Here is a 25,390-nt window from a genome sequence, read left to right as displayed (position 1 = left end):
GGCACTCCTTTTGGCTAACTACTTCAGTATAGACAGGATGGGTTAGTCATCACCCAAATCTGTCAGGCCGTAACGCTCAATTTTTTTCAGTAAACCCTGTCGCGAAATGCCTAAAACACGGGAAGCCTGGCTCTTATTGCCTTTATGTTGTGCCATAGCTTGCTGAATTAAACGGATCTCCAGCGCTTTTACCTGTTCATCCAGACTACTTAAATCAGCTCCAGGCAAGAGTTCGCTTTCTGTTGACGTGCTTTGATGCTCCAGATGCAGCAACTGAATATCTGCAACCCGGATCACCCCTTGCTGAGCTATAGCAGCGACACTTTCCAACGTATTCTTTAATTCACGCACATTACCTGGCCAGTGTTTTTGCAAAAACCAGCTGATAGCAGCCGACTCAAGTTGCAGCTTTTGGCCGTACTGCTGGCTTAGTTGCTCCAGAAAAAACTGGATCAGCAGTGGAATATCTTCCCGCCGCTCATCCAAAGCCACTGTTTCTATAGTGACCCCTTTAATGCGGTAATACAGATCTTCACGGAACTTACCTTGTTTGACTAAATCCGGCAGATTGGCGTTAGTGGCCGACACTAAACGGATATCAATTTTTTGCTGCTCACGGCCGCCGACCGGATAAAAAGTACCTTCCTGCAATACCCGCAGTAATTTCACCTGCATGGCCAACGGCATTTCACCAATTTCATCCAGAAATAAGGTGCCGCCATCGGCCAGTTTTAATAAACCCTGCCTGTCTTTATCTGCACCGGTAAAAGCCCCTTTGACATAACCAAACAGCTCACTTTCCAGCAGTTCAGCCGGAATAGCACCACAGTGCACTGAGACAAAAGCTTTGCCAGCCCGTGGGCTTAGCTCATGCAAAGCCCGTGAAATCACTTCTTTACCTGTACCGGATGGTCCTGTCACCAGCACCCGCACTTCAGTGGGCGCTATACGCTGCACTAAGGTACGAACTGTTTCCATATGCCGCGAATGACCAGCTAACTTCGGCAAAAAACTATGCTGCTGCAAACCTTGTTTTAACTGACTCAGCTCTTTTTCCAGCTGATGTTTAGTGATGGCGCGTTTTACCACTACAGCCAATAACTCCGGATCTATCGGCTTGGCAATAAAGTCCCATGCGCCCTGGGCTATAGCCTGCAACGCCAATTCCCGCTCAGCATGACCCGTTAAAATAATGACAGGTCTGCTGGAGAATTCAGGCACAGCAGCCAGCGTGTGAGCGGGATCAAACTGAGGAGGTAACGCCAGATCCAATAAAATTAAGTCTGCATCAAACTGCTGCAATTTAGTACGGGTTTCTTCCAGACTGGCAGCACCTGCCACCTGATAACCTTGTTGCTGTAAAAAACGTTCGGCTAATAAACGAAAGGCCGGTTCATCATCGACAATTAAAATGCGCGCCGGGTTTGGCGTTGTTGCGCTAAACATGAGGAGTATCCTTCGGAAACAAAAGTTCAAAACTGACAGGCCAGCCCAAATCAGTACGGAAACTGATCTGGCCCTGATGGGCGTCCATAATACGTTTCACTATGGCTAAACCTAAACCACTGCCACCGCTACGTTTGCTGATAAAAGGCCGGAATAATAGTTCAGTGGTTAAACTGGCATCCAAAGCCGGGCCATTGTTATGCACTCTAAGCTGAATGTGCTCGCTGGTCTGTGTCACTTCAATCAGTAAAGACGCATTGGCCTGATTACGTAAAAAAGCATTGGCGTTATCGAATAAGTTTAAAAACACCTGCTGCACTCTGTGCTGATCGGCCCGCAGCATCAGACCAGCTGGTACTTTCAGTTCCAGCTTTACCTGCTGCCAGTCAAACTGCTGCAACAAGCTTTGCAACAATGGCTCCAACTCAATCTGACTGTATTGCAGCTGCAACCGGCCTGAGTACACCAGCATATCGGAAATCAGGCGGTCTGCTCTTTTCAGTTGCTGCTGAATATGAGCACGCAGTTCAGCATCCACACCGGCGGACGCCATTGAAATAATATTCAGCGGGTTGCGTAGTTCATGTGCCATAGAAGCAGCTAAAGCGCCCATTTCGACCAGATGTTGTTGCGACAACTGCTGTTTTTCCGCTTCAGCCAGCTGCAACGACTGCGCCAGTAACTCACAGCTGCTGCCAAGCAAAGAGCCAAAGACTTCGGCCATTAAACGTATGCCAGGCGTCATATCGTCCCAGCCCACCAACTGCACTTGCCATTGACCTTGCTGCAGGTAACAGCGCAGTTTCAGCTGACTTTGCTCACCTGCAACAGCCGCAGCTAATTCCACCTGCACCTTTTGCGTCAGGGTCTGCGACAACAACTCAGCTGCGGTTTGACTCAGTTGGGTCCAGTTCTGACATTGCCCCAATTGCTGCCGCCAGGTACTGATCAACAGCTGATCTAAAATGGCTCCAGGGTAAATTAAGCGTTCAGCCAGTTTAGCCACAGGCCGGTAACAGGCTGCGGTTAACAACAACACCAGACTGGAATACAACCATAATTGCCAGCCAGGTACATTCGCCAGCGCCTGCATACCCAACTGACCAAAGATAGAGCTAACCAGTGCCATCAATAACAACAATAACAAGGACATCACCAGCCAGAGTAAGGCTCTGTTGGCCAGCGCATTCACCGCCAGCATCTGATAACGCACTACGCCATAAACCAGTAACACAGGATAGCTGGGCAGCAACAACATAGGATAAGGAAACCAGTCCAGCCCAAAGGAAGGGAAAACCACAGGGGTCGCCAGCAATAAACCCCAGCCGCCCGCCAAAAACATCGCCACTATAGAACGTTTTTTATTGCCCTGATGATAACGCCAGCCATACCACAAGACGGCATGGGCCAATACACCCAGAACCACTGTATAGAGCAGATTTAAAAAACCGTAGGAGTGAAAAACAAAAACCTGACCCAAAGCAACACTGTGCAGCACATCACCGGCATCAAGGCTCCAACTCAGCAAAACCACCAGAGCAGTCAGAAAATACAACCAGCCAATATGGCGGCGTGCCCAGCCCAGCCAGGGAGCTTTTACCTGATCCTGTTCAACAAAACGCAGGGCAAAATGCAGGAAAAAAGTCGGCATCAAGGGATTAGCTAATAATAAATAGCGGCCTAACTGCGGTTCATTATGTAATACAAAAATATGCCCCAGACACCAGAGCGCCATCATGGCACCAAAGCCAGCAAGGCCTGCCAGCGTGCGCTGATAACGCGAATGCCACCATAACCAACCCGACATCAGCGCAGCACAAGCACTGGTGACTAACATCATCAGCTCAAAAGCTAAAATCAAATCCACAGTTCACCGTCAACTTAGTTGTCACCGCTTTAACTTTAAATCGTAAATCAAGTTAACACCACCTGCAAACACTAAATTTTATTCATTTAAAATCATCACGTTATAAATATATGAAATTATGGCCTGATTCTGGCACTACAAAGCTAAGCAGCCTGAATGCTGCATAACTTGTCAACAAAGAGAACACTATGCCTGACCTGTCTATTTTTGCAGCCGAACTGCTGACCATGTTGCTGTTGTTATCCGTGGCCATAGCGCCTGCTGCGCTAAGCCGGATCAAAACGTCTAAAAACTGAGGTAGTTATGGAACTTGATGTCAGTATCCTATCCCGGCTCCAGTTTGCTTTTACGGTAAGCTTCCATATTATTTTTCCTTCTATCACCATAGGTTTAGCCACGCTGATCGCGATCTGGGAAGGCTTATGGCTGAAAACCGGTAACCCGCAGTATCTGCAACTGGCGAAATTCTGGATCAAACCTTTTGCCATTACCTTTGGGATGGGAGTGGTGTCCGGCATTGTTTTGTCTTATGAGTTTGGCACCAACTTCTCCAAATTTTCCGAAATGGCCGGTGCCGTGATTGGGCCTTTAATGGCGTATGAAGTGCTGACCGCCTTTTTCCTTGAGGCTGGCTTTTTAGGTGTGATGTTATTTGGCTGGCAACGTGTCAGCGCTAAAATGCACTTTTTCGCCACTGTCACAGTAGCAGTGGGAACCTGGATCTCTGCGTTCTGGATTATTGCGGCCAATTCCTGGATGCAAACCCCACAAGGGCATCAGTTTGTTGATGGTAAATTTGAAGTGGTCAGCTGGATGGAAGTGATTTTTAATCCTTCTATGCCTTACCGCTTTTTCCATATGTTATTAGCCGCTTTTATCACCGCCACTTTTGTGGTGATGGCCACTCATGCCTGGTATTTGCGTAAAGGCCAACATATAGATTTTGGCCGCAAAGGTTTGTCTATGACCTTATGGATAGCGTTGCTGTTGACCCCGCAGCAGGCCTGGGTGGGTGACTTACATGGCTTAAATGTGAAAGAACACCAACCAGTGAAACTGGCGGCTATGGAAGGAATTTGGGCAGAAAAAGAAGCCAATGTACCGCTGTTATTATTTGCCTTGCCTGATATGAAAGCTGAAAAAAATCACTATGAAATTGCAGTACCAGGATTGGCCAGCTTGATACTGACGCACAGCTGGGATGGCGAGTTGCAAGGCCTAAAATCAGTACCTGCAGCCGACAGACCTAATGTGCCTATGGTGTTTTTCAGCTTCCGCATTATGGTGGGTATTGGCATGTTGATGTTAGGCGTTGCGTTGCTGGGTGCTTATCTGCGCTGGCGTGGCACTTTGTATCAAAGCAACTGGTTCCTCTGGCCTGTCAGCTTTATGGCACCCACAGGAATTATTGCGGTGCTAGCAGGCTGGTATGTGGTTGAAATTGGCCGTCAGCCCTGGATTATTTATGGTTTGGTTCGTACCAGTGAAGTGGTCAGCCCCTTACCAGCAGAGCGGGTGCTGTTTTCGCTGACCTTGTTTGTGCTGACCTACAGCCTGCTGTTTGGCGTTTATCTGTACTTTATGCGTAAGCTGATCAAAAAAGGCCCGGCGCCTGTTGATCACCTGCAACAACAACGTATAGGCGTAAAAGCTTCAGGTTATGCGCTGTCATTTACCAAAACCTTAGCCACTGATGCCGAAACATCAAATTCCCCTGCCACTGATCCAAAAGGAGCCAACTAATGGAGCTGGAACTGAGTGTAAGCTTGTTTTATATGTTGCTGCTTGGCTTTGCCATTCTGATGTATGTGCTGCTGGATGGTTTTGATCTTGGTATGGGCATTTTGTATCCCTGGTTTAACAGTGACGCTGAACACGATCACCTGATGCGTTCTGTCGCTCATGTCTGGGATGGCAACGAAACCTGGCTGGTGTTTGGTGGAGTGATATTATTTGGTGCTTTTCCTGCCGCTTACGCCGCTATTGCCTCCACTTTTTATCTGCCGATAGTGCTAATGCTGATTGGCTTGATTTTCCGTGGTGTAGCTTTTGAATACCGATTTAAATCAGATACTTCAAAGAAATACTGGAACACAGCTTTTGCTATAGGTTCGAGCTTAGCCGCTTTTTGTCAGGGCCTGATGCTGGGCACTTTAGTACAAGGTGTACCAGCGGACTTTATTAATCAGTCCAGTTTCAGCTGGCTTAGCCCTTTCAGCTTATTTTGTGGTTTAGCCGTAATGGCGGGCTACGCCCTGTTGGCTTGTTGTTATCTGGTGATGAAAAGCCGTGGCGAGTTGCAGCACAAAGCAGCCCGTTATGGTCAGCGTTTAGTACTGATTGTGATGTTGTCCATGCTGCTGGTCAGCCTCTGGACTGTCTGGATTGAACCTCAAATAAGGGTTCGTTGGTTTGGCGGCTGGCACGCTTTATGGTTAATCCCACTGCCTCTGTTGTCGGTGCTTGCCGCCCGTTTATTATTCCGCGACTTAGGCCGGGTGAACCGCTGCCATAAAGCGGAAACAGCAGTGCAGCAACGTCATGAAGCCCGGCCGTTCTGGCTGGCTGCAGCCTTGTTCCTGCTGGCTTTTGTTGGTTTGCTGGTCAGCGTATTCCCTTACCTGTTGCCACGACAACTGACCTATCTGGAAGCCGCCGCGCCTGACAGCAGCCTGATGTTTATGCTGCCCGGCATCTTTATCTTTTTGCCTCTTATTTGTGCTTACACTTTATGGGGTTATAAAATTTTTGCCGGAAAAATTGAAGATTATCAGGAGGGCTACTGATGAAATGGCTGAATAAACTCTCTCAGGGCCAGTGGTTTGTGGTGTTGTACCTGACTGGTTTTTTAACTTTGCTGTTGATCGCCTGGCTGTTAAAACAGGGCATGAAGTTTTTATAAAGCGCTAAAAAAATCAACAGCTTTCACTTGCTCAGCAGCAGGCTTTTATTGATCTGACACAAGGAAAGTGTCGATCAATAGCTTCGACTTTATCACTTTTTTCATTTTTTTATTTGCATTTTAAAAAACAACGCTGCTATAGTCAGGCAAAGACCAAGCTGTATTGGTTCTTACCGGGCGCGAAAAATGAAGTATTTAAGTTTTATCGCAGTGTTGTTTTACCTGAGTTTGCTGTTTCCTTCAGCAGGCCATTCTGCATACAGCAGTTGGGTAGATTTGCAACAAGCGAATAAAAACTTCAGTGTGGCTCTGGTAGCCTCAGCTCCTCATTCCACTGCCGACTCAACAGAAATTTCAACTGATGACGATAAAAGCGCTGCTTGCCGGAATAGCTTTGTATTTCCTGTAGCTCAGAATCGTTTTTATCAACAACCAGATACCCACTTCAATAAAATACAGCAAAGCTGTTATGCCGCGCGCGCACCACCTTCGTACCTCTCCTGATCCATTGAAATAGTCAGAGTTTCAGGCTTCATTGCCATAGATCTGACGACATCCATTGTATTGATATCCGGTTCGCTGCCTCTGAGCGGACTGATGAGAGGTTTCCATGAAAAAGTTAAATTTATTCAACGTTGATGTAGTAGATCATTTAGTTCAGCCCGCTGAATTTGCCGAAGCAACTTTAAATTCAGCAGCACTGGATTTCCTGTCTGATTTTAAAACCAACAGCCCTATGATGATTGATGCTGGTACCTGTGCTGTCGAAGCAGAGGACATGATGAATCATGAGCATAGCAAGTTAAAACTGGTGATAGACGCCAATCAGGAACTAATTGGGTTAATCAGCTACGAACACTTGTCTATCCAGAATGTGTTGCAACGTTTAGGCAAAGGCGTGAATCGCACTGACTTAACAGTGGCCGATTTAATGCGTCCACGCGACAAAATCAAAGCCCTGGCTTATCAACAAGTGAAACACTGCTCTATCGGCGATGTGCTAACTACTCTGCAACACAATGGTGAGCAGTATTGTTTAGTCATTGATACCGAGTCTCACCATATCCGGGGAGTGATATCCGCCAGCGATATCGCCAGCCGTCTGCATATTCCGGTTCATATTGAAAAAGCTCCGACTTTTTTGAATATTTTTGATCGTATGTATGCCTGATCGACCTTTGCCGTGCCGCATTAGCAGCACGGCAAAAAATGTTTTCTTCTGGTTTTCCCCGTTTCGTATTCATTCCCGCGGAACGGGGTTTTGAAAGCCGCCACAGAGTATAGGTACCTCCAAAGACCTCCCCTCTGTCGGTTATTCCGATTCATGGCGGCATTTTCCTTTCCAACAGGCACAAGTACCTCCAAAGACCTGCTTCCACACTGTCAGTTATTCCGATTCATGGCGGCATTTTCCTTTCCAACAGGCACAAGTACCTCCAAAGACCTGCTTCCACACTGTCAGTTATTCCGATCCATGGCGGCACTTTCCTTTCCAACAGGCACAAGTACCTCCAAAGACCTGCTTCCACACTGTCAGTTATTCCGATCCATGGCGGCGTTTTCCTTACCAAACACTCATAGCAGAATCAGCAGCAAGGATTTCACTAAAGCTTTCCCGATCACAGCAGATATATAAGCATCAGGTTTAACTGCTTTTGAAGGGAGACACAAATGAACGAAGCCAGCCGCTTACAAAGAATGCGTGAACTTGGAGTAAGGCTCCAGGAATTGCGTTTGCTGCCTTCGCATTCTGTAAACTCTTATGCCGGAGCAGCTATTAACTTTTTGTTCCAGAACTATCAAATTGAAAAACCTGCAGGTGCGCCTTTAGATGTCACCTTACGAGCTTTAGCCGCAGGTTTGGCAGTAAAACATAAAATGATCAGCCGTCCTGATCCGGACAAAGTGATCGACTTTTTCTGCCGCCATTACCAGGTACATTAACCACACAAGCCAATTTCGATGAAAGCTGCTGAAAAGCAGCTTTTTGCGTTATATGTGCGGCTTTTGACCAAGGCTTGCTTTGCCAGAACCTTTTACACTGCAGCTCTTGTTTATGAGTTGAGTTCTACTGATGCGAAGCAACCTGGATTGGTTTCGTCATGCTTTTGCTTACGAATGCGGTGCTATTGGTTTACGCACGCTATGCACTATGGCTGTAGCAGATACAGCTTTTGGCAGCGCTTCGGCGTTTTCGTTGTTCAGTTCATTTACGGTATTTTTGCTGACCTTAACGCATACCAAAGTTTTTGATTTCTTTTTAGGGCGCGCCACAGGCTCTTTAGTCAAAACCGGCAAAGTACGGTTACTGCATTGTGTCAGCTATGAATTAGCAGGAGCTGCACTCAGTATTCCTTTAACCTTATGGCTGCTGGATTTTAGCCTGACTCAGGCTTTATGGCGCGAAGCCTTGATGTTTATTGTGTTTTTGTTGTACACCTACCTGTATAACTACAGCTACGATCGTTTATTTCCGGTGCCTGATGCTCAGCTTATCCATCCGCGCTTATAGTCCGGTTCTGCAAAGCCATAGCCATGATCATCATCAACTGGTATTGCCTTTAATCGGCCGGTTAAATTTACTGATCAATCATCAGCAGTTGCAGGTCGCTGCGACTGAATGTCTGGTGATACCGGCAGGCACAGAACATGGATTTTCTGCTACTGAACAATGCCGGTTTTTAGTTGTAGATTTAACGCATTTACCCACACATTTGCTGCAGTTAGCCCATCCGGTGTTTCAGCTTTCAGCGTTAATGCAACCTTATTTATTGTTACTGGAACAGCTGCTGCTACAACAGAATCTGCACCTATTGCCTGCTGCCCAGCAATTTTTTTTGCAATTGCTGGAAGCTGAACAACCAGCACCCGCAGTGGACAGGAGATTACGCCAGGCTCTGCTTTATATGCAGGACCATCTGGCAGAAGAGTTAGATTTAGTAATGCTCGCCAGCAAAGCCAGCCTGAGCCTGAGTCAGTTTAAACAGTTGTTTCGTCAGCAATTAGGTCACAGCCCAGGTCAGTATTTAACTCAGCTCCGAATGCAGCATAGCCGCACCTTATTGCTGTTCTCTGATTTATCAGTGCAACAAATAGCACTGAACGTGGGCTATCAGTCGGCTTCGGCTTTTAGCGCACGTTTTTTGCAACACTTTGGACAAAGTCCACAGCAGTACAGAGGACAACAACACAAAGGTATACTTAAAGTTTAATCAGCTCCACAGCACCACGTTTTTGCATAGTGACATACAGCAAGCCTGGGTCTTTTTGCGAAAAAGTGACGTTGGTCGGGAATTCACCTTTTAACTTGTATTCTTTCAGTAACTTGCCATCCGGACTCACTTTGGCAACCACACCTTTGCCATAACGGGCTATATAAAGATTACCTGCCGCATCACAGCGCATGCCATCTAAACCAAAATCAGGGAACTGGATCAGCAGCCTTTTATTGCTCGTTTGCAGTTTCTTATCCAGATCATAAACCCAGACTCTGCGCTGCGCGCTTTCATTGACATACAGCCTGGTCTGGTCAGGGCTGATTTCTACGCCATTGGTGGTGCCCATCTCTGTTTCGACCAGACTGGAGCTGCCGTCAGTTTCAATACGCCACAACTGGCCTTTGCGATTTTTCCAATCCGGGTCGCTGGCGAAAATCACACCGTTATTGGCTATGGTTAAATCGTTTGGCTGAAACATCAAAGGCTGATGAGCATGCAGCTGCAGCTGTTTTCCGTCGTAACGCCAGATATTGTGGCCTGTGTAATCGGCTATATACATCACACCTTTTTGATCAAAACGTATGCCGTTACCAATGCTGCCTTTAGGTAAAGTCAGAGCTAAGCTCACCTCACCTTTTGGGCTTACTTTGCCTATGGTGCCCTCAACGCCATAATTCACTGCATACAGATAGCCGTTTTTATCTGTGGCTGGGCCTTCTATAGCGGCATGAAAAACCCCATCAGTTACAAAATCTGTGCTGTCGATCTGATGTTCAGCCAACAGGCTAAAAGCTGGCAGAGTTAATGACAAAAATAGTAAATTCAATGTTTTACACTTCATTTTCTGATATCCCTCTTAGTTCAGGCTGGTGTGATGCCTTGAGCAAACCGCAGTAACTGCTGTGGATCGTAACGGCCTTTCAGTTGCTGTAGTTTGCTGTAATGACCAGCATAATAAGCATCAGACCAGTTTTTAAGCAAAGCGTCTGTGTAATTTAAATAAGCCCCGCCCGTGCTGTAAGGCCGCATTACAGTGCGCATCTGATTCACCCAAAGCGCGGCATTCTTCAATAAAGCGTCATCAGTACCCACAGGGTAACTCACCATATACTGAGCACAAAATACCGCATCTCTGTGCACAAAAGCGGTCTGTTCTGTGGCAACTGAACCAATAGCCCCGCCCATCAAGGTTAATAAAATACCGCCTGAAAGTCCTTGCTGCTGACGTAACTGCACCTGTTCCAGCAAAGCCGTTAAACCAGCCGGCTCAATAGACTGATTAAAAAAGTCCGAACTACCAGCCATAGCAGTGCGGTTGAGCTTGGCCTGCTCCGACTGATGTGGCAGTTTACATTCAGGCATCTCTAAACCATCACAATCACTGAGCATAAAATCCCGGTACGGATGCAAAGCCACTTCCTGGGTTAGCGGCTCTACTTTCAAAAGCTGCAACCAGTTTTGCCAGAGTTGCTGCGCCTGCTCAGCTAAACCCAAACTGGTAAGCCGTATTTGCACCACCAGTTCACGGCTTGTGTCGCCGCTCCACCATAAAGCAACTTGCGACCATAGCTGTTCCGGTAACTGCTGACTCCAGCCTTGCCAGGCTCTCAGCACAGCCAAAGCGTCTTTCAGCGCAAAAAAAGCCCTGCAAACTAAGATATCGCTGCTGGCAAAAGTTTGAAATTTAAAGCGGGTGACTATGCCAAACTGACCACCACCGCCGCCTTTTAAGCCCCAGAATAAATCGGTATTTTGCTTCGCGTTGCAACGCAGCACTTCGCCGCTCACTGTAACTACTTCTGCTTCCAGCACTGCATCACAGGTTAAACCGTACAAGCGGTCGGCAATACCAAAACCGCCGCCCTGAGTTAAACCTGCAACACCCACCCCAACACAACTACCAGCAGGAATAGAACGGCCTTTTTTACTAAGCTGGTCGTACACATCCCCTAATTTAACCCCGGCACCTATCCAGGCTGTGTTGTCTTCGGGCTGAAACTGAATATCGGCCATCAAAGCCAAATCCAGCAAAATACCCTGAGTACTGGAGTAACCCGCATAATTATGACCGCCACTACGGCCTGTAATGGGCAATTGATAACGGCGGGCAAAAGCTAAAACCAGCTGTACATCGGCCGTAGTGGCACAACGCGCTATCACAGCAGGAATAATTGAGTCGTAACGGGAATTGGCCGCTTTATAAAAACGATGGAAACCAGCATCTGAAGGAAACAATAACTGGCCGGAAAAATTAGCTTTTAGCTGCTGCCAGTCAGTAGCTTCAGGCAAAGCTACAGTCGGGCTGAACTGACAGCCAGAAACTGTTGTTACAGCAGCACCGCCGCTTAGGATTAAAAACTGACGTCTGTCCACAGGCAAGTCTTTTCAAAATGGCACACCGCAGGCAAATTAGCATAAATTGACTGGATCTTCTTGTGGCTGAGTTGAAATGATAAATAAAGGTTATAAAAATGACGGTTACTCCAATTAGACTTGTGATCTCCCCCCTGAATCGCCACTATTTTTTAGCCCGATTTAAACCTTCAGGCCAGGTGCTTCGACTAAGCTATTTTACTCTGGATAAAATTGATGAAAAAATTATTTATAATCAACGCATTGATTCTGACATCCACCATGGCTTGCGCTCAGCCTGAAATGGATTGCGACCTCTACCCTGACCAACAAAGTTCCCCTTATCTATTACCTTATCAGGTAGGTGAAGCCTTTCCTGTCGTAGTTTCAACTGGTCATTACCGGGCATCAAACCAGGGTGTTGGTCTTTATGCGATCGACTTTGATATGCCCATAGGCACAAAAATAGTAGCCTCAAGAGCGGGCGAAGTGGTTGCAGTACGGGAAACATTTCATGATGGCAACGGTAAAGATTTGGAAGAGAACTACGTTTTTATCCGACACAGTGACGGCACCATAGCGCGCTACTTCCACCTGACCCACAACGGTGCTTTAGTGAATGAAGGGGACAAAGTAAAAGCTGGCGACCTGATCGCCATCAGTGGTGATACGGGTCAGACATTAAGCCAGCATTTGCATTTTGATGTGCAGCAATGTGGCCCCAACCTGCCACCTGGCTATAACAAACTACCCTGCGGCCAAACCATACCCGTCACTTTTAAAAACACCAGCAGTCATAGTTGTGGTTTAGAGGAAGGTGTTAGCTACAAAGCCTTGTAGGTTTGGTGCGGTTGGACGCTTGGTCATCAGCGTCCATAAGCTGCGGCTCATTCCATGGAATAAACTGCGGGGCAAGGCAAGAGTTGCGTCCAGCTTTTCGCTTTAGCAATTCAGTGGGTGCAGAAAGACCCCTTTCTTTTTTGTAAAAAGAATATCTTTCAGTACATGCAATTTGCCATTAACAATCACTTTGATTTGCTCAATTTTAACCACGGCCGATTTCTTTTCCTGAACAATGAAACTCTCATGAAATGTTTCGTAGTCTTCCAGAGATGTGTTGTCCATCAGAGTTCCGACCGCATAGTCTTTTGTTATCAAGTCGCCGCTCTCTGCTCTTAGCCGACGAAAGCTTTTCACACTAAAGCTTGTTTTTAGATCATCGACATACAGCTCCACCAGTTGATCAGGCCAAGCAACAGTTCCTGACTCAGCGACTCTGAACTCAATCCCTAGATTGGTTTTACCGCTGTACTCCTTTATACGTAGCATCAATCTCACATTGTCGAATGTGTAAACAAGCTGATTGTCTGCACCAACCTTGCCTCGACATGATTCTTTCTCCACTTCAGCACCAACGGCTTGAGGATGAAAATACTCTTCAGATATAACTACGCAGGCACTTAAAAGGAAAGCTGCTAACAAAGGTAAAAATTTTATCATCATCTTTTCAATCCTGAGCCTTACTGGCTTGTTCAACAAGTTAACCCGATTCTAAAAAGTAAACTAACTCGCCTCCAAAGATTTCACTTTAGCCTTTGCTGCAACATTCTAAATCCGGCTAAACTTCCATCCCACATTTTGGGCAAAACTTGTACTCACCCTTAATTGACGAACCACAGCTTACACAAAAACGGGCGCTGCCGACTTTTGTCTGATGTTCAAACCCCATGAGTTGATTAAAAGGATCTGGTTCTTTATCCGGAGCTACTATGTCGAGTGTTGAAAATCTATTTTTCGCTAAAGCATTATAAATATGGTAAGCACCGCCAATTATCGAAGACACTATGATGAAGTAGCCAATCAGACTCCAGTATTCTGGACTGTCTTCTTTGCTGGTCGCGCTGATCCATATCAGGCCGAAGATGGTGCCACCGATAACTTCACTTAAGCCTTGGCCCAGAGAAGGCATTCTGCCAGTTTTTATAGAGGCTATATTTCCCTGTTCATCTGCCATCGACACTCTTTGAACTGCTTTATTTTTAGCTCTATCTCTAATCAGTAAGTCAATTTCGTTAGCTCGCTCAGGGTGAACTTCTCTGTCTATTTCCCGCTGACAATCGAGTAATTCCTCTAAGGTATATTTTGTATAATCAATTTCCGTCAAAGCATACTCCTTCTATAACCACTGGTGGCGGACAACACAGCAGATAACTTGTTCTATTTCTGGCCGCGAAACGGCGCTCGTTAGCCACTGATTAATAGCAAAAAAGTATGGATATAGCCCGGAAAATCAAAGGATATACCAAACAACTATCATAGCGGCTCGATCAAATACGAATCCACAAGCAAATGACCTAAAATGATAATTTCGAATATTTTATTTTCATCTGACTCACAATGGTGCTTTAGTAAGTGAAGGCGACAAAGTAAAAGCAAAAGCCAACAAAGTTAGCGTCTGGCTCGCGAACGACAAAAAGAGGTTCAATATTGATGAGTCTGCAAAAACTTAAACAACGTGCTTTAAATAACACTGAAGTGAAAGCCGAATACGAGCAGTTGGAGGCTGAATTTAACTTTATCGATCAACTCCTCTCGATGCGTACTAAAGCCGGGCTCACACAAGAACAGGTTGCGCAAAGGATGCAGACGCAAAAGAGCAATATCAGCCGTTTAGAAAAAGGTAATTCCAATCCAAGCTGGTCTACGCTGGTGAAATACGCCCATGCCTGTGGTTTTGAGCTTTCGATTAAGTCGCATAAGATCTGAGCTTTCAGATAAAACCTCAAAAAATGCCGCTTAAAGTAGCTGCACAATATCAAGGATCTCCTGACTTCACTTGCAAGTATGTGATCACTATTCCCAGCATAAAATTGTTATGTTTTATCGAATCTGGCACGTAGCTTTTCAGACACAAACTCCGCCCTTGCGGCTGAATTCATAGGTTTATGATGCTCTGCACACCACTTAAGCAGTTCATCGATATCTACATTTACCCTCAAGGCCGTCTTATCAGTTAAGCGGATTTGATGCATACCTGCATTCGCATTCTTTTTCCACTCATCATAACTGTCATCCATAGCGGCACTGTCATCTGCTATTTGCTTTAACCGCTCCCAATGTTCACGCTGATACCATGCTATACCAACCACGACTTGATCATTTTGCATTGATACCTCCTATCAGAAAAATCATTAGATTCAACAAACGGCATAACGGCTGTGGAGTGGACATTTTTTACACCTGCCCCTGATGTTCATTTACATCAAGCTAGATCTTATGTGCTTCTATTTCAAGAGTATTTTTTTAGATAGAAGGAATATTGAGTGAATTATCTTGTTGCACTGCCGCTTCGCAGCGAGTGCAACCTACAGCGCACATAGCTCAATCGTCTGCGGGTCGGGATAAACCCGACCCCTACAATTTTTTAGCCGCATTTGAGAAAGCTTTAAGTCAGTTGTTGCCACAAATTTGACCACAGAAAACACAAGGTCGCAACACGCCATTCACCAATTCCCCCTTGCCGCCTGGGGAAAAGCTGTTTATGCTGGCTGCACTTAGCTTGTCGGAGTGCTGCACAAACCTTGTTTGTCAGCTGAGACCGCCCTTGGGCGGAATCCGTGGAACCTGAACAGGATAATACCTGCGGAGGGAAACAAGAGCGCTAATAGCGGCGGTGATCCGTCTGCCTGTTGGCGCACTCATTCGGCTCATCTGTTGATGGCTGTCCACGCTTTTCCCAAGCTCTGTTGAAAATTAACTATTTAATTATTTCATCGGAGTTTATATGTCAGAAAATCAAAACCGTCGCGCCACCCGCGCTGCCGCCGAACAATTTATTCAGCAGTTTCAGGGCCAGCCTTATCCCGCCAGCCGCAAGGTGTATATTGAAGGCGACTTGCCCGGCGTGAAAGTGGGCATGCGTGAAATTGAACTACAGCCCAGTTTAATTGGCGGCACTAAAGACAATCCTTTATTTCAGCCCAATACCCCGGTTCGGGTGTACGACACATCAGGTCCTTATTCCTGCCCAGATGCCAAAATAGATATCCGTAAAGGTTTGCCAGCCCTTCGTACCGACTGGATCAAAGAGCGTGGTGACACGGATTTGATCACCGACTTTGGCTCTGTCTACAGCAAGGAGCAGTGGTTGGATGAAAGCCTGCAAAGCTTAAGATTTGAAAGTGTGAACCAAAGACGTAAAGCCAAAATAGGTGTGGCTGTAACTCAACTGGCTTACGCCCGCCGTGGCATCATCACGCCTGAAATGGAATACGTGGCTATCCGGGAAAACTTAAGCCGCGCTAATTTGGCTGCAGCCACAGAAGCCAGAACCCAACATCCGGGACAGAGCTTTGGCGCCAACTTACCCAAGCAAATTACCGCTGAATTTGTCCGGCAGGAAATAGCGGCAGGCCGTGCCATTTTGCCCGCAAATATCAATCATCCTGAAATTGAACCCATGATTATTGGCCGTAACTTTCTGGTGAAGGTGAACGCCAATATCGGCAACTCAGCCGTTAGTTCGTCCATTGAAGAAGAAGTGGAAAAGCTGCTGTGGGCCACGCGCTGGGGCGCAGATACTGTGATGGATTTATCCACTGGCCGTTATATTCATCAAACCCGCGAATGGATTATCCGCAACAGCCCGGTGCCTATTGGTACTGTGCCTTTGTATCAGGCGCTGGAAAAAGTAGGTGGCATAGCCGAAGACTTAAGCTGGGAATTATTCCGCGATACCTTAATTGAGCAGGCCGAACAAGGGGTGGATTATTTTACTATTCACGCCGGAGTGCGCTTAGCTTATGTGCCTATGACAGCCAAACGCCTGACCGGCATAGTCTCGCGTGGTGGCTCTATTATGGCCAAATGGTGTCTGGCGCATCATCAGGAAAACTTTTTATATCAACACTTTGACGATATCTGCGACATTATGCGCTCTTACGATATCAGTTTTAGTTTGGGTGATGGCCTGCGTCCTGGTTCTATAGCCGATGCCAATGACGAAGCACAATTTGCCGAGCTGAAAACCTTAGGCGAGTTGACACACCGCGCCTGGGCTAAAGATGTGCAGGTAATGGTAGAAGGCCCTGGCCATGTGCCTATGCAGTTGATCCGTGAAAATATGCAGTTGCAACTGGAATACTGCGCCGAAGCGCCTTTTTATACTTTAGGCCCGCTAACCACTGATATAGCACCGGGTTACGATCATCTGACGTCGGCCATTGGCGCTGCTCAGATTGGCTGGTATGGCTGCGCTATGCTTTGTTATGTCACGCCCAAAGAGCACTTGGGTTTACCTGATAAAAACGATGTCAAAGAAGGCATGATCGCCTACAAAATTGCCGCCCACGCTGCCGATTTAGCCAAAGGCCATCCTGGTGCACAAATTCGGGATGATGCTTTATCCAAAGCCCGTTTTGAGTTCCGCTGGCAGGATCAGTTTAATTTAAGTTTAGACCCCGAACGCGCCCGCTCTTACCATGATCAAACGCTGCCACAGGAATCCGGCAAAGTAGCGCACTTTTGTTCTATGTGTGGCCCTAAGTTTTGTTCGATGAAAATTAGTCAGGATGTGCGCGAGTACGCTGCAAGTATTGAAGTAAAGCAGCTGGATACTGAACAGCAACAAGCAGAAATGCAGAAAAAGGCGCAGCAGTTCCGCCAGTCTGGTGCAGAGCTTTATCACGGTTCGGATAAAACACTGGCTGACCAAATAACAGAAGAACCTACGCTATGAGCCCGACGCTGCTGATCCTCGGTGGCGGTTTAATGGGACGATTATGCGCTTTGGCCTTGTCCGAACCCGGACTGTGGCCAAAGCCAGCCCGTATTCGCCTGCTGGAAAAGGGTAGTTTCACTGCTACTCCAACGATGTATCAACATAGTGCAGCTTTTGCTGCTGCCGCTATGTTGTCGCCTTTGGCTGAGTCTGTGCTTTTGGATCAGGATTTAGTTGAGCTGGGCTATCGCAGCATGCCGCTCTGGCAACAGTTACAACAACAGTTGCCGGATTTTGGCCTGCAACAACAAGGGGCTTTGCTGCTGGCACACCCACAGCAACAGCACCTGTTATTGCATTTGGTCAGCCAAATTAAAGCTCAGCCTGAATACAAAGCTCAATGGCTGACTAAAACTGAACTGGCAGAACTTGAGCCTTCGTTAGCCGGGCGTTTTCAGCATGGCTGTTATTTACCGGGTGAAGGTCAGTTAGATAATCAGGCTTTTTTAGATCATTCCCTGCAGCTATTGCAACAAAGAGCTGTGTCGCTGGAAGCTCAGTCCACAACTGAATTTCAGGGTGATGAGCTTTGGTGTAATGGCAAGTTGCAACAAGCTGATCTGGTGATTGATTGCCGTGGTTTAGGGGCTTCAACCGAGTTGCCGCAGCTCAGATCTGTGCGGGGTGAAGTACTGAGAGTGAAAGCACCAGCAGTAAAATTAAGCCGCCCTGTGCGGTTATTCCATCCCCGTTATGCGCTTTATATAGCACCCAAAGGTGAAGGCATTTTTGTGGTGGGCGCTACAGAGCTGGAGTCGGCTGATCAATCCGGCCCTTCGGTGCGTTCGGCGCTTGAACTGTTATCGGCTTTGTATTCAGTAGACCCTGCTTTTGCCGATGCTGAAATTTTAAGCTTACAAGCCTCAGCACGCCCGGCTTTGCCAGATAACAGACCTGAAATACAGCAAAAGCCCGGCTTGATTCGGGTTAATGGTTTATATCGCCATGGGTATTTATTAGGCCCGGCTTTAGCTGAACAGGTCGCTCAGCTGGCTTTGCTGCAGTTCAGTGAAACTAAGGAGCTGTGTTATGGCTGAAGTGACTGATACCACAGTGAATATCTGGCTGAATGGCAAAACCGAAATCTTAAACTCCAGTCAATTAAGCGATTTATTGCCGCGTTTTAAAGCCCCTTTTGCTGTGGCTTTAAATGGCCGTTTTATTGCCGCAGCTCAGTATCCGGAGATTGCGCTTAAAGCTGGTGATCAACTGGATATTGTCAGCCCAATAGCCGGAGGTTAAGCATGCAACCCGAATTTAAGATTTACGGCCAAACACTTAACAGCAGGCTGATTTTAGGCAGCGCCTTATATCCAAACCCGGCTTTAATGCAGCAGGCATTGCAGCAAAGTGGCTGTGAAGCTGTGACTTTAAGCTTAAGGCGGCAGGCACCCGAGCAACAAGGGGGCGAGCAGTTCTGGCAGTTGATCCGCGACTTAAAACTCAGGCTGTTGCCTAATACGGCAGGCTGCCATTCAGTGCAACAAGCCGTGACTTTGGCGCAAATGTCGCGGGAGTTGTTTCAAACCAACTGGATCAAGCTGGAACTGATAGGAGACGACTACAACCTGCAGCCCGACCCCATTTTATTGCTGCAAGCGGCTGAGCAATTGCTGGCTGATGGCTTTGAAGTCTTGCCTTATTGCACTGACGATTTGGTGTTATGCAAAAGGCTGTATGAGTTGGGCTGCAAGGTGCTGATGCCTTGGGCTGCGCCTATAGGTTCGGGCTTGGGTGTGTTAAACCCTTATGCGCTGCGGACTTTAAGGGAACGTTTACCAGACGCCACTTTAATAGTGGATGCAGGTTTAGGTTTGCCCAGTCACGCCTGTCAGGTGATGGAAATGGGGTTTGATGGCGTATTACTGAATTCTGCCGTGGCTTTGGCCAAAGATCCTGTATTGATGGCTCAGGCTTTTTCACAGGCAGTAGCAGCGGGCCGTTCGGCATTTTTAGCTGGTGCTATGCCAAAACAGGATTTTGCCAGCCCTTCTACACCTGTGCTTGGTATGCCGTTTTGGTTACAGGAGGCGCAATGACTGATTCAGCAAATCGAGCCAATAAAACCACTGTGATTTGGAGTATTGCAGGCTCAGACAATAGCGCAGGTGCCGGTATTCAGGCCGACTTAAAAACCAGCCAGAGTTTTTCAACACCAGAGCAGCCCTTGCACTTATGCACTTTAGTTACAGCTATAACCGCCCAGCATAGTTCAGGCGTTGATAGCTGTATGGCTGTATCTGTGGCTATGCTGCACCAGCAGGCTATGGCTTTACTGAAAGATGCAAAACCCACTGTGATTAAAATTGGTTTGCTGGTGAATAAACTTCAGGTGCTTTGGTTAGCTGACTTTTTACAAGAACTCAGACAACAACAAACTGATCTGTTGGTGATTTACGACCCTGTAGCCATCAGCAGTTCGGGTTCAAGGATGGCGGACGCTGATTTATACCAGGCTGTGATGCAACACTTATTGCCACAACTCGACTTATTAACTCCCAATTTACCAGAGTTGGAAGCATTCACTAAAGCTGCTCCTGCTAAGCAAGCGGTGCAGCAATTGTTTGAGTTTGGCGTGAAGGCAGTATTAGTGAAAGGCGGCCACAACTTTGATACACAAAGCTGCACAGACGAGCTTTTTATCAGCCCACAGTTTAGTTTCCGTGGTTATCCAGCCTATAGCCATCAGATCAGCCTTCGCAGTCCACGCCAACAGCACCAGTTTAACCATGGCACAGGCTGTTGTTTTAGCAGCGCTTTGGCAGCAGCTTTGGCTTTAGGTTATGCGCTGGAAGATGCTTTTGTGGTGGCAAAAAGCTATATCAATCAGGGTTTAAGTCAGCCTGTTGCCATCACAGAGTGTTCTGGCACTTTAGGGCATTGGGGTTTTCCAGCCAAAGCAGATTATTTACCAGAGTTACTCACTGAGGATCTGCAACCGCCAGCCAAATCCTTTGCGCCTTTAAAAGCGCCTTTAGGTTTATATGTAATAGTGCCTTCAGTGGCAGAGCTACAAAGGGCTTTAGCGGCCGGAGTTAAAACCCTGCAACTGCGGATAAAAAGCACAGATCAGGTGCTATTGAGGCAAGAAATCCAGCAGGCAATCCAGCTCTGTCAGCAGCATGATATTCAGCTTTTTATTAACGATCACTGGCAATTAGCGCTGGAGTTGGGCGCTTATGGTGTGCATTTAGGTCAGGAAGATATCAACAGCGCCAACTTAGCAGCTTTGCGACAAGCCGGACTGCGGCTGGGTTTATCCAGCCATGGTTTTTATAAACTATTAAGAGCGCAGCAATTTCAGCCCAGTTATCTGGCAATAGGCGCTGTTTTTGCCACTCAAACCAAGGAGATGGGTGGCAAATTACAGGGGCTGCAAAAACTTGCTCGATACTCTGCCTTATTCCCCACTATTCCGCTGGTCGCTATTGGTGGCATTCATGAACACAATGCCCAAGCAGTGTTGGCCTGTGGCATCCAACATCTGGCGGTAGTACAGGCTTTTGCCAAAGCTGCAGAGCCCACACTATGGGTGCAACAAATGCAGCAGCTGATCGCCGGGGCCCAACTGGAGCAAAAGCCATGCTCAATGATTTAGAATTTATTCGCTATAGCCGCCAATTGATGTTGCCCGGTTTTGGCGAAGCAGCTCAGTTAAAACTGAAACAGACTAAGGTATTGCTGATAGGTTGTGGTGGTTTAGGCAATGCCGCCAGCCAGTATCTGGTGTCATCAGGTATAGGCCAACTGACGCTTGTCGATGGCGATAAAGTGGCACTGTCTAACCTGCAACGGCAAATTTTATTCCGCGACAGCGACAGAGGTTTTAATAAAGCCAAAATGGCAACGCGCCAGCTAAAACAGCTCAATCCGCATGTGCAAATCACAGCTATAGAGCAGCATTTTAGCGCTGACAATGCCAATAAATTATTAGCAAACACCGACTGGGTGCTGGACTGTACCGATAACTTCCAAAGCCGAAAACTAATTAACCAACTTTGTCAGCAGCGTCAAGTCAGCCTGATAAGCGCTGCCGCTATAGCCCAACAAGGCCAGTTGATGCTTTGGCCTTTTGCCCAAAGCCGCAGCCCTTGTTACCAATGCTTATTCCCGGATTTAACAGACCAATCCGGCAATTGCAGCAGCTTAGGCGTTTTAGCCCCTTTGCTTGGGATCATCGGCTCTATGCAAGCTATGTTACTAATCCAGCAAATTATTCAGCCAGATACGCAAGCTAAATTCTGGCAGTTTGAGGGGATGGGATTTAGGTTGGTGAGTTATCAGATTACAGCGTCAAAACAGTGTGGGACTTGCACTGTATAAGCAGTCATTTTCAGATAGCCAGCTCATTTTGATAATATGTTACCCCTTACCTCCCTCCTGCCAAATCAATAAAAGTGCCGGTGGCATAAGAGGCCTGATCGGATAATAGCCATAAAATCGCCTGTGCAACTTCTTCTGGCTGGCCACCTCGCTTCATTGGAATGGCATCTTTAATGCGATCAACCCGCCTAGGCTCACCGCCGCTGGCGTGAATATCTGTATAAATAAAACCTGGCCGGACTGAATTCACTCGAATGCCCTGATCAGCCACCTCTTTAGATAAACCTATAGTGAAGCTATCCAGAGCACCTTTGGATGCAGCGTAATCAATGTATTCTCCAGGCGCACCTAAAAGAGAGGCCACAGAAGATACATTTACAATAGCCCCGCCTGTGCCGCCAAATTTTACCGACATACGCTTTACAGCTTCACGCGCGCATAACATAGGGCCCATCACATTAGCTGCAAATACCCGTTGCAAACGGCTTTGATCCATATCCAACAAGCTACTTTGTTTCTCCAAAATACCAGCGTTATTTACCAATGCTGTCACGGGCCCCAACTCCAGATCAACACGATGAAATAAAGCTAAAACTTGAGCTTCAACAGAAAGATCCGCCTGCATCGCTATAGCTGTGCCACCTAAAGCCTGAATTTCTGCAACAACGGCATCTGCAGCTTGTTGATTACGCAGATAATTCACGCAAACCGCATAACCCTGAGTAGCAGCCAGTTTTGCAGTAGCAGCGCCAATACCGCGACTGCCTCCTGTAACAATCAGAACTTTTTTCATTTTATTTGTTTCATATAGCTATTCAAACCCGCTTAAACCCAATCCTGAATCCACCCCAATGCCGACCTTTGACCATAATGGGCACTGATAAATCATGCAGAATTTCGCCTGTGTCGCGTTTATAAGTTTGCAGCAGCATAGGCTGGGTGTTGCTGCCACAGCGGCTGCCGGTGCGGTCGCCAAAGATACGTTTGGTGCGGTTTTGCAGTAAGTCTTTCTCGTAGTTGCCTGTTAAGGTCTGGCTGTATTTTTTATTGTGGGTGGGGAAATAACCTTTACGGTCCACGCCACCAGCGTACAACACATTGCTATGACGCTCTAAAATAGGCTCCTGGATCTGCGGGAAAAACTGGTCAGTAAAACTGTCGTAAGCTGTATGGAATTTCTGTGGATTGGTATTAGCTATAGCCTTGTACTGCTCGGCAAATAATTGCTGCTCGGTCAGTTTGCCTTCGCTCAGGGCTTTTTCAAATAAAGCGCCTATGGCAGTAGCTGCTTGCTGAGCTTCTTTTAAAACAGGGTTAAAGAAACTCTGACTGGTGACAGTGCTGAGTTCGCGGTAAATACTTTCGGTTTCCACCGATAATTCAACGGCTTGTTCTGCCACTGTACTGCCTTTATGTTCTATTGCCGATAAGGCCTTATTAATACTCTGAATCGACTGGCCCAGTTGCTGGCTGGTATTTTCCAGACCAGTACTGACCTGCTCAATTTGCTCCAGCGCAGCAGATACCTGCCCTACTTCAGTATTGATGCCATTAAAACCTGAGGCGACGCTATGTAATTCCTGCTGCACATCCGCACTTAACTGCACAAGTTGTGTCATCACATCCGCAGTTTGTTCGCTTTGGCTGCGAATATCAGCCAGCATTTTGGCTATATCTTTAGTGGCTTCTGAGGTTTTGCCCGCCAAGGCCCGCACTTCATCTGCCACTACAGCAAAACCACGGCCTTGTTCGCCAGCCCGCGCCGCTTCAATAGCAGCGTTCAACGCTAATAAATTGGTTTGATTGGCCACGCCAGTGATCACTTCAGTAATACGCTGAATATCGTCAGCGCTGCCTTTGAGTTGCTCCAAACGGGCCGCTGCATCGCTCACCGCGTTAGCTAACTGGTTGATATTATCTACACTTTTCTGCAGGCGTTGATCGGCAGTGCTACAGGCATTGGCGGTATGGGTAATGCTATGGCTGATTTGTTGCAAATTATCTGTGAGTTGACCGCTGGTATCGGCCAAAGCTGAAGCGGCGCTGCCGATCTGACCACAATCGTCGCCACTGTGTTTGATATCTTTAATTAAACCATCGATATAAAAGGAAACTTCGGCTGCACCTATCGCCATTTTTGAAGTGGCTTCGGTAATATGATGGGCACTGTCAGCCAGCGCATTGGATTCATTTTGCGGCTGAGGTTCTGGTTGTTTTCGGCCGGCCCACAACAGGAAACCACCTACAGCAAACAGATTGAACAGCACCAGCAGCCAGCTATTCCAGTTCAGCCACAAGTACAGTATCTGCGCCAGCAGCCAGAACACCACAAAACCCAATGCAGCCCGTAGATTTTCCATAACGACTTCCCATCAACAGAGGCCAGAAGACAACATGGCAGAAAAAAACATCACAGAGTTGTGAACTCTGTAGCATTTCGGTTCTGGCAGTGTTTCTGTTCTGTCAGCGACTGTCAAACCATCCGCAGGGGATTGCGACTAAAGTCTAGGTCGCTTTGGTTGAACACGGCTTTATTACCTGACAGGAAAACCACTGTCGGCCCAAGCCTGCATACCACCAGCTATTGAGTATAAGTCACGAAAACCCATACGTTGCAGCGATTCCGCCGCTAAAGCCGAACGGGCTCCGGAACGGCAAATTAAATACAAAGGCTGATTCGCCAATTCAGTTAAAGCTTCAACTGCATCCTTATGCTGCGCGACAGCCGGATGCTGCGGCAATTGCATTTCCAGCACCCCACGCGGCATATTGACAGCAGTAGGTATATGGCCAGTGGCAAACTCTGCAGGTTCACGCACATCAATAATACGCGCCTGACTAGTCTGCAATAACGCAGCCAATTGCTGCACTGTCAGTTCCTGAATTTTTTCTTTAGCTTCGGCAACAAGCACGAGTCCTGTTTTCATAACGGCAGTCCTGTGTAGTGAGTTGGTTTTACTATATACCGAAATGGAAAAATCTCTAATCACTGCACCTATCGCAAGCGGATAACTCAAGATGTAATGTCTTTGAAACGCCTGATTTGATTGTCATGTATGTCACATACCCAATAGTCGTTCCAAAATTTTACCAAGAGAAATAATGTCATTTTTTACGTTAAGTGAATGCAGCAAAGTGTCTTCAGCCCACAACTGGGGATAATATTTATTATCATATTTAAAACCACAGAATCTTATTCCGGCGCGATTCTCAGCGAAATCTAACTGTGCATTGAGGTCAACAAGATCACGATGCTTAATCGTATTTACAAATGAATCAACATATTGAAAGGATTCAGAACGAATGACGACAAACAAACTAGTTTTTAGATCAGAGTCACACAATACCTTCATCACTTTTTTCAGCGAACAATCACGAACCGAGAATTGCCTGTTAAGGAGAACCTTGGAGAGTGTAAAAAAATCTGTGTAAGTGGCATTCTACCTAACTCCTTGGAAGGGATAAAGAATGCCAATTACAGACCAATTACTGGATCAGCTGTT

Annotated in this window: 25 protein-coding genes and 1 riboswitch; of the genes, 15 read left to right on the top strand and 10 right to left on the bottom strand. The window is 46.8% G+C overall.

The features are described from left to right. Positions 1–42: 42 nt before the first annotated feature. Both J2W69_RS08100 and J2W69_RS08095 read right to left on the bottom strand, forming a co-directional pair. Positions 43–1,446, bottom strand: a complete 1,404-nt coding sequence (locus J2W69_RS08100) for a sigma-54-dependent transcriptional regulator (RefSeq protein ID WP_310276508.1) — start codon at positions 1,444–1,446, stop codon at positions 43–45. After that, on the bottom strand, positions 1,439–3,313 hold the full coding sequence (locus tag J2W69_RS08095; protein ID WP_310276506.1) for an ATP-binding protein: 1,875 nt from the start codon (positions 3,311–3,313) through the stop codon (positions 1,439–1,441). The genes J2W69_RS08100 and J2W69_RS08095 overlap by 8 nt, the downstream gene beginning before the upstream one ends. A gap of 303 nt (positions 3,314–3,616) precedes the next feature. On the opposite strand from J2W69_RS08095, the gene J2W69_RS08090 reads away from it, so the two are divergent. From J2W69_RS08090 to J2W69_RS08060, 7 genes are all read left to right on the top strand, one after another. Beyond that, positions 3,617–5,056, top strand: a complete 1,440-nt coding sequence (locus tag J2W69_RS08090; protein ID WP_310276503.1) for a cytochrome ubiquinol oxidase subunit I — start codon at positions 3,617–3,619, stop codon at positions 5,054–5,056. Beyond that, complete coding sequence (gene cydB, locus J2W69_RS08085; RefSeq protein ID WP_310276500.1) at positions 5,056–6,099, top strand: cytochrome d ubiquinol oxidase subunit II; 1,044 nt, start codon at positions 5,056–5,058, stop codon at positions 6,097–6,099. Before J2W69_RS08090 ends, cydB begins: the two co-directional genes overlap by 1 nt. 302 nt (positions 6,100–6,401) lie before the next feature. After that, a complete protein-coding gene (locus J2W69_RS08080) occupies positions 6,402–6,719 on the top strand; it encodes a hypothetical protein (RefSeq protein WP_310276497.1) in 318 nt (105 codons plus the stop codon). Between the two features lie 106 nt (positions 6,720–6,825). After that, entirely contained in the window at positions 6,826–7,386 is a 561-nt protein-coding gene (locus J2W69_RS08075; protein ID WP_310276495.1) for a CBS domain-containing protein, read from the top strand. Positions 7,387–7,886: 500 nt separating this feature from the next. After that, positions 7,887–8,159, top strand: coding sequence for a hypothetical protein (locus tag J2W69_RS08070; protein ID WP_310276492.1), 273 nt, complete (start codon positions 7,887–7,889; stop codon positions 8,157–8,159). Positions 8,160–8,289: 130 nt separating this feature from the next. After that, the gene (locus J2W69_RS08065) at positions 8,290–8,727 is read left to right on the top strand and encodes a PACE efflux transporter (protein WP_310276489.1); all 438 of its coding nucleotides are present in this window, start codon (positions 8,290–8,292) and stop codon (positions 8,725–8,727) included. Beyond that, positions 8,699–9,427: an AraC family transcriptional regulator gene (locus tag J2W69_RS08060; RefSeq protein WP_310276486.1), complete on the top strand. Its 729-nt coding sequence runs from the start codon at positions 8,699–8,701 to the stop codon at positions 9,425–9,427. The genes J2W69_RS08065 and J2W69_RS08060 overlap by 29 nt, the downstream gene beginning before the upstream one ends. Here the strand turns inward: J2W69_RS08060 and J2W69_RS08055 are convergent. Further along, positions 9,417–10,274: an SMP-30/gluconolactonase/LRE family protein gene (locus J2W69_RS08055; RefSeq protein WP_310276483.1), complete on the bottom strand. Its 858-nt coding sequence runs from the start codon at positions 10,272–10,274 to the stop codon at positions 9,417–9,419. The genes J2W69_RS08060 and J2W69_RS08055 overlap by 11 nt on opposite strands. Before the next feature lie 20 nt (positions 10,275–10,294). Next, the gene (locus tag J2W69_RS08050) at positions 10,295–11,806 is read right to left on the bottom strand and encodes an FAD-binding oxidoreductase (RefSeq protein ID WP_310276480.1); all 1,512 of its coding nucleotides are present in this window, start codon (positions 11,804–11,806) and stop codon (positions 10,295–10,297) included. A 216-nt stretch (positions 11,807–12,022) separates the two neighbouring features. Here J2W69_RS08050 and J2W69_RS08045 point away from each other — a divergent pair, with 216 nt between their 5' ends. After that, positions 12,023–12,625: a M23 family metallopeptidase gene (locus J2W69_RS08045; protein ID WP_310276477.1), complete on the top strand. Its 603-nt coding sequence runs from the start codon at positions 12,023–12,025 to the stop codon at positions 12,623–12,625. Positions 12,626–12,727: 102 nt separating this feature from the next. On the opposite strand, the gene J2W69_RS08040 is transcribed toward J2W69_RS08045, so the two are convergent. After that, complete coding sequence (locus J2W69_RS08040) at positions 12,728–13,288, bottom strand: hypothetical protein (RefSeq protein WP_310276475.1); 561 nt, start codon at positions 13,286–13,288, stop codon at positions 12,728–12,730. A gap of 115 nt (positions 13,289–13,403) precedes the next feature. Further along, positions 13,404–13,949, bottom strand: coding sequence for a zinc ribbon domain-containing protein (locus tag J2W69_RS08035; RefSeq protein WP_310276473.1), 546 nt, complete (start codon positions 13,947–13,949; stop codon positions 13,404–13,406). A gap of 326 nt (positions 13,950–14,275) precedes the next feature. Here J2W69_RS08035 and J2W69_RS08030 point away from each other — a divergent pair, with 326 nt between their 5' ends. Next, positions 14,276–14,551, top strand: coding sequence for a helix-turn-helix domain-containing protein (locus J2W69_RS08030; RefSeq protein ID WP_310276470.1), 276 nt, complete (start codon positions 14,276–14,278; stop codon positions 14,549–14,551). A gap of 107 nt (positions 14,552–14,658) precedes the next feature. Here J2W69_RS08030 and J2W69_RS08025 read toward each other — a convergent pair whose 3' ends face one another. Then, complete coding sequence (locus J2W69_RS08025) at positions 14,659–14,952, bottom strand: hypothetical protein (protein WP_310276467.1); 294 nt, start codon at positions 14,950–14,952, stop codon at positions 14,659–14,661. 386 nt (positions 14,953–15,338) lie between these two features. Next, a riboswitch (TPP riboswitch) is annotated at positions 15,339–15,454 on the top strand. A 115-nt stretch (positions 15,455–15,569) separates the two neighbouring features. On the opposite strand from J2W69_RS08025, the gene thiC reads away from it, so the two are divergent. Genes thiC through J2W69_RS07995 form a run of 6 tightly spaced genes read left to right on the top strand, consistent with a single transcriptional unit; the run spans position 15,570 to position 21,887 of the window. Then, the gene (gene thiC / locus J2W69_RS08020; protein WP_310276465.1) at positions 15,570–17,522 is read left to right on the top strand and encodes a phosphomethylpyrimidine synthase ThiC; all 1,953 of its coding nucleotides are present in this window, start codon (positions 15,570–15,572) and stop codon (positions 17,520–17,522) included. After that, on the top strand, positions 17,519–18,601 hold the full coding sequence (locus J2W69_RS08015) for an FAD-dependent oxidoreductase (protein WP_310276462.1): 1,083 nt from the start codon (positions 17,519–17,521) through the stop codon (positions 18,599–18,601). The genes thiC and J2W69_RS08015 overlap by 4 nt, the downstream gene beginning before the upstream one ends. After that, a complete protein-coding gene (thiS, locus tag J2W69_RS08010) occupies positions 18,594–18,806 on the top strand; it encodes a sulfur carrier protein ThiS (protein ID WP_310276459.1) in 213 nt (70 codons plus the stop codon). Before J2W69_RS08015 ends, thiS begins: the two co-directional genes overlap by 8 nt. Positions 18,807–18,808: 2 nt before the next feature. Then, entirely contained in the window at positions 18,809–19,603 is a 795-nt protein-coding gene (locus J2W69_RS08005) for a thiazole synthase (protein ID WP_310276456.1), read from the top strand. Next, the gene (thiE, locus tag J2W69_RS08000; protein ID WP_310276454.1) at positions 19,600–21,162 is read left to right on the top strand and encodes a thiamine phosphate synthase; all 1,563 of its coding nucleotides are present in this window, start codon (positions 19,600–19,602) and stop codon (positions 21,160–21,162) included. The genes J2W69_RS08005 and thiE overlap by 4 nt, the downstream gene beginning before the upstream one ends. Continuing rightward, positions 21,147–21,887, top strand: coding sequence for a HesA/MoeB/ThiF family protein (locus J2W69_RS07995; protein WP_310276451.1), 741 nt, complete (start codon positions 21,147–21,149; stop codon positions 21,885–21,887). The genes thiE and J2W69_RS07995 overlap by 16 nt, the downstream gene beginning before the upstream one ends. 46 nt (positions 21,888–21,933) lie before the next feature. Here J2W69_RS07995 and J2W69_RS07990 read toward each other — a convergent pair whose 3' ends face one another. From J2W69_RS07990 to J2W69_RS07980, 3 genes are all read right to left on the bottom strand, one after another. Next, positions 21,934–22,680 carry an SDR family oxidoreductase gene (locus J2W69_RS07990; protein ID WP_310276447.1) on the bottom strand — a complete coding sequence of 249 codons (747 nt, stop codon included), beginning with the start codon at positions 22,678–22,680 and terminating at the stop codon, positions 21,934–21,936. A gap of 22 nt (positions 22,681–22,702) precedes the next feature. Further along, positions 22,703–24,247, bottom strand: coding sequence for a methyl-accepting chemotaxis protein (locus J2W69_RS07985; protein WP_310276444.1), 1,545 nt, complete (start codon positions 24,245–24,247; stop codon positions 22,703–22,705). Positions 24,248–24,421: 174 nt separating this feature from the next. Then, entirely contained in the window at positions 24,422–24,814 is a 393-nt protein-coding gene (locus J2W69_RS07980; RefSeq protein ID WP_310276442.1) for a rhodanese-like domain-containing protein, read from the bottom strand. Positions 24,815–25,390 lie beyond the last annotated feature (576 nt).

Origin of the sequence: Rheinheimera soli (assembly GCF_031457405.1) — a bacterium.
In the GTDB taxonomy this organism is placed as follows: Bacteria; Pseudomonadota; Gammaproteobacteria; order Enterobacterales; family Alteromonadaceae; genus Pararheinheimera; species Pararheinheimera soli_A.
This window is presented reverse-complemented; position numbering and strand designations above follow the sequence as displayed.

Coding starts and splice junctions, on each gene's coding strand:
- J2W69_RS08100 (WP_310276508.1), bottom strand. CDS start 1,446: ATGTTTAGCGCAACAACGCCAAACCCGGCGCGCATTTTAATTGTCGAT.
- J2W69_RS08090 (WP_310276503.1), top strand. CDS start 3,617: ATGGAACTTGATGTCAGTATCCTATCCCGGCTCCAGTTTGCTTTTACG.
- cydB (WP_310276500.1), top strand. CDS start 5,056: ATGGAGCTGGAACTGAGTGTAAGCTTGTTTTATATGTTGCTGCTTGGC.
- J2W69_RS08080 (WP_310276497.1), top strand. CDS start 6,402: ATGAAGTATTTAAGTTTTATCGCAGTGTTGTTTTACCTGAGTTTGCTG.
- J2W69_RS08075 (WP_310276495.1), top strand. CDS start 6,826: ATGAAAAAGTTAAATTTATTCAACGTTGATGTAGTAGATCATTTAGTT.
- J2W69_RS08070 (WP_310276492.1), top strand. CDS start 7,887: ATGAACGAAGCCAGCCGCTTACAAAGAATGCGTGAACTTGGAGTAAGG.
- J2W69_RS08065 (WP_310276489.1), top strand. CDS start 8,290: ATGCGAAGCAACCTGGATTGGTTTCGTCATGCTTTTGCTTACGAATGC.
- J2W69_RS08060 (WP_310276486.1), top strand. CDS start 8,699: ATGCTCAGCTTATCCATCCGCGCTTATAGTCCGGTTCTGCAAAGCCAT.
- J2W69_RS08055 (WP_310276483.1), bottom strand. CDS start 10,274: ATGAAGTGTAAAACATTGAATTTACTATTTTTGTCATTAACTCTGCCA.
- J2W69_RS08045 (WP_310276477.1), top strand. CDS start 12,023: ATGAAAAAATTATTTATAATCAACGCATTGATTCTGACATCCACCATG.
- J2W69_RS08040 (WP_310276475.1), bottom strand. CDS start 13,288: ATGATGATAAAATTTTTACCTTTGTTAGCAGCTTTCCTTTTAAGTGCC.
- J2W69_RS08030 (WP_310276470.1), top strand. CDS start 14,276: ATGAGTCTGCAAAAACTTAAACAACGTGCTTTAAATAACACTGAAGTG.
- J2W69_RS08025 (WP_310276467.1), bottom strand. CDS start 14,952: ATGCAAAATGATCAAGTCGTGGTTGGTATAGCATGGTATCAGCGTGAA.
- thiC (WP_310276465.1), top strand. CDS start 15,570: ATGTCAGAAAATCAAAACCGTCGCGCCACCCGCGCTGCCGCCGAACAA.
- J2W69_RS08015 (WP_310276462.1), top strand. CDS start 17,519: ATGAGCCCGACGCTGCTGATCCTCGGTGGCGGTTTAATGGGACGATTA.
- thiS (WP_310276459.1), top strand. CDS start 18,594: ATGGCTGAAGTGACTGATACCACAGTGAATATCTGGCTGAATGGCAAA.
- J2W69_RS08005 (WP_310276456.1), top strand. CDS start 18,809: ATGCAACCCGAATTTAAGATTTACGGCCAAACACTTAACAGCAGGCTG.
- thiE (WP_310276454.1), top strand. CDS start 19,600: ATGACTGATTCAGCAAATCGAGCCAATAAAACCACTGTGATTTGGAGT.
- J2W69_RS07995 (WP_310276451.1), top strand. CDS start 21,147: ATGCTCAATGATTTAGAATTTATTCGCTATAGCCGCCAATTGATGTTG.
- J2W69_RS07990 (WP_310276447.1), bottom strand. CDS start 22,680: ATGAAAAAAGTTCTGATTGTTACAGGAGGCAGTCGCGGTATTGGCGCT.
- J2W69_RS07985 (WP_310276444.1), bottom strand. CDS start 24,247: ATGGAAAATCTACGGGCTGCATTGGGTTTTGTGGTGTTCTGGCTGCTG.
- J2W69_RS07980 (WP_310276442.1), bottom strand. CDS start 24,814: ATGAAAACAGGACTCGTGCTTGTTGCCGAAGCTAAAGAAAAAATTCAG.